The sequence below is a fragment of the Gammaproteobacteria bacterium genome (assembly GCA_028817225.1).
GTDB lineage: Bacteria > Pseudomonadota > Gammaproteobacteria > Poriferisulfidales > Oxydemutatoraceae > Oxydemutator.
In genome coordinates this window covers 1-3,075 of sequence record JAPPQC010000034.1, presented here as the reverse complement: position 1 = coordinate 3,075, position 3,075 = coordinate 1, and the positions used below count along the sequence as shown (strand labels likewise).

The window sequence follows — 3,075 nt, the reverse complement described above, 5'->3', positions numbered from 1 at the left end:
CAACGGCGTCCGCGTCGGAGAATACAACTTCCGCATGGCGGCGCTGCCTCTCACCCAGCGCCTGGCCCATAAAGCCGTGAACCGAGATGACGATGCGAACTCTTTGCCCCGCAATCCTTTTCCCGAACACTGTCGCCACCTCGCTCTTTTTGCGCATCGGCACCAGAACATCCGGGTGTTCGCGGCGAATATATTCGGCGACGCCGAGGGCGGCGTGGGAGGTTCCCGGTGTCAGAAAATCCCGGTTTCGTTGCCGGCGCAAAACCACATGCACGCGAAGCCATGAAATCCACAGCGGGCTCCAGCGCGGCCCGAGATGCGCGACACGCACCGGTGCCGGAATCCGGCGCAATTCGCGCCGGCGACTGCGCCAGATTCGGGTGCCGAGCGTGAACACACGCAACATGGCCGGAATATCCGGCAGGAAACTTCCCTTTGCGCTGATCAGCAGCAAATCCACCCGGTGCCCCATGCGCTCCAGTTCCGGCGCGAGATTCAACGCCGCCCGTTCAATGCCGTTGCCCGCCATGCTGTTGATTACAATGCCGATTTTAGCCATGGCAAACCCTCCCGTCGCCTCCCTCTCCGATGAAATGCCGCAGGCGGCGCCGCAACCCGCGGGCTTTGCCCCGTCATGAAAATCCGCCTGAGGTGCCCTTTCCGGCGCCGACCTGCTAAACTACGCAACATTGTTCTGATGCCGGAGACTCATCAAATCGCCATTGTCGGCGCGCGCCGCGCGCGCCAGGGGACGGGGGCCTACCTCGCGGCGGCGTTTGCCCGGCTCGGGCAGGACATTCGGGGAATCGTCGGCACATCGGACAGCAGCGTTGCGGAGGCGGAACGGGCGCTGCGGCAAGATTACCACATACGGACGACGGGCTACACCAGCCTGGCCGCGTTGCTCGACGAGCAGACGGTGGACATCCTCGTCATCGCAAGCCCGCACGACACGCATCTGGAATACCTGCGGCAGGGCGTCGCCGCCGGCTGCCATGTTTTCTGCGAAAAGCCGCTGTGGTTTCCGCCGCTTGCGGAAATGCCCGACAGCGCCGACGGCATCGCCGATGCGGTGTCGCGGATACTCGCGGTGGCGGCGGTCGCCGACCTGCACATCGGCGTCAACCTGCAATGGCCGTTCACGCTGGCCCATTACCGGCAACTGCACCCGCTGCCCGACGACGCCGCGCAAATCCAGTCGTTTGACATGCGCCTGTCCCCCGCCAGCCGGGGGCGCGCGATGGTGCTGGACAGCGCGCCGCACCTGGTCAGCATGCTGCATGCGCTGCTCGGGCAGGGCGACATCGAGAACCACGAACTGCGCTGGCAGAACGGCGAGCAGACCCGCGCCGACATCGCCTTTGACTACCGGCACCGGGCGGGCGCGACGCGGGTGCGGTTGGAACTGGCGCAGAGCAAGCAGCAGCCGCGGCCCGCCGGCTACTCGATCAACGGCAACGCCGTCGAGCGGCGCGTCTCGATGAAAGATTATGTGCAGTCGCTGGCCGGCGGCGGCGGCGAAGTCACGATGCCGGACCTGCTGACCGAATCGGCGAAACACTTTCTGGAGCAAGCCGGAAACCGCGCGCCCGGCGACGAGGGCGGCATCGTCCACGGCCTGCGCCTGCTGCACCGACTGGTGAGCGCAGGCTGACAGCGCGCGCCGCGCTGATGCAAAAGATTCATTCCGAATCCGGCGAGGTTCTGATCAGCATCTCGCCGCTGATTGACTGCCGCGACATCAAGACGAACGGCGCGGACGCCGCAGGCGGCGCCAACGGCGCGCCGCTGCACACCCGCGCACGCGGCGACGCCGCGCGCGAACGGCAGGCCGAACTGTCGCCGATTCACGACTTCATGGGCAAGTTGCTGCAACCCGGCGCCATCGGGCGCCTGGCCGAGTATGTCCGCTGGCAGGCGGCGTGGCGCGAGGGCTACGCCAACGGCCTGTCGTTTGACGAGGCGCTTGCGACGGCGCCGGATGATGCGCCGCTCTCAATCAACCTTGACCTGACGACGGCGTGCAACTACCGCTGCGACCACTGCGTGGACATGGACATCCTGAACACCGGCATCCGCTACGAGCACGAGCGGCTGAAAGATTCGCTGACGCGGATGGCGGACAAGGGCCTGCGCTCGGTCATCCTGATTGGCGGCGGCGAACCGACCGCCTACCCCGGCTTCGGCGACATCGTGCGCCACCTGAAGGAAAGGGACATCAAGATCGGCGTCGTCACCAACGGCAGTTTGATGAAGAAAGTGCGCGAGGTCGCCGGCGTCATGGGCGAGGGCGACTGGGTGCGGCTGTCGCTTGATTCCGCCGACAACGAGACTTTCCGCGCGATGCACAAGCCCGTCAACGCGAAGTGCACGCTCGACTGGATATGCGAACAGATTCCGGCGGTCAAGGACGCCAACCCGGCGCTGCAAATCGGCTACAGTTATATCATCGTGTGGCGGGACTGCCGCACCAACAACGCCGACATCATCGAGAATGTCGCCGAAATCGCGGCGGCGGCGGAGCGCGCAAAGCGTTACCGCTTTGATTACATCTCGCTGAAACCCTTCCTGACCCGCGCCGAGGAAAACAACGCCGAGATTGTGGACCTGGTCAGGGACGAGGCGCATCTCGGCGGCATCATGAAGACGATACGCGGGCAAATCGAGCGCGCGAAGCAACAGCAGGACGACTCGTTCAAGGTGATTGAGAGCACCAACCTGAGGGTGCTTGAAAACGGCAGTTACAAAAACTACACCGAGCAGCCGCACAACTGCCACATGCAGTTCTTCCGCCAGGTCGTCAGCCCGCTCGGCGTGTTCAACTGCCCCGTGTACCGCCATGTGCCGCAGGCGCTGATTGGCGGCAAACATGCCTACGCAACGGACGACTCCCGCCGCGAAACCCGCGACAACACGCTGCGCCTGATCGAGGCGTTTGACGCGGCGGCGGAATGCCGGGATGTGACCTGCCTCTACAACCACGCCAACTGGTTCATCGAGGACCTGATTCGCAACCCGCACAAACTGGATTCGCTGGAGGCGACTGCGGAGAGACAGGATTATTTTCTTTAGGCA

3 protein-coding genes are annotated in these 3,075 nt (G+C 64.5%); 2 read left to right on the top strand and 1 reads right to left on the bottom strand.

Features of this window, described 5'->3' with window-relative positions:
* Nucleotides 1–559, bottom strand: a 559-nt coding sequence (locus OXU50_04760; GenBank protein ID MDD9869183.1) for a hypothetical protein, incomplete at its 3' end; no start/stop codon positions are given.
* Between the two features lie 138 nt (nt 560–697).
* Between OXU50_04760 and OXU50_04755 the strand changes: the two genes are divergently transcribed.
* Nucleotides 698–1,654 carry a Gfo/Idh/MocA family oxidoreductase gene (locus OXU50_04755; GenBank protein MDD9869182.1) on the top strand — a complete coding sequence of 319 codons (957 nt, stop codon included), beginning with the start codon at nt 698–700 and terminating at the stop codon, nt 1,652–1,654.
* Nucleotides 1,655–1,671: 17 nt separating this feature from the next.
* Nucleotides 1,672–3,072, top strand: a complete 1,401-nt coding sequence (locus OXU50_04750) for a radical SAM protein (protein MDD9869181.1) — start codon at nt 1,672–1,674, stop codon at nt 3,070–3,072.
* The last annotated feature ends 3 nt before the right edge of the window (nt 3,073–3,075 follow it).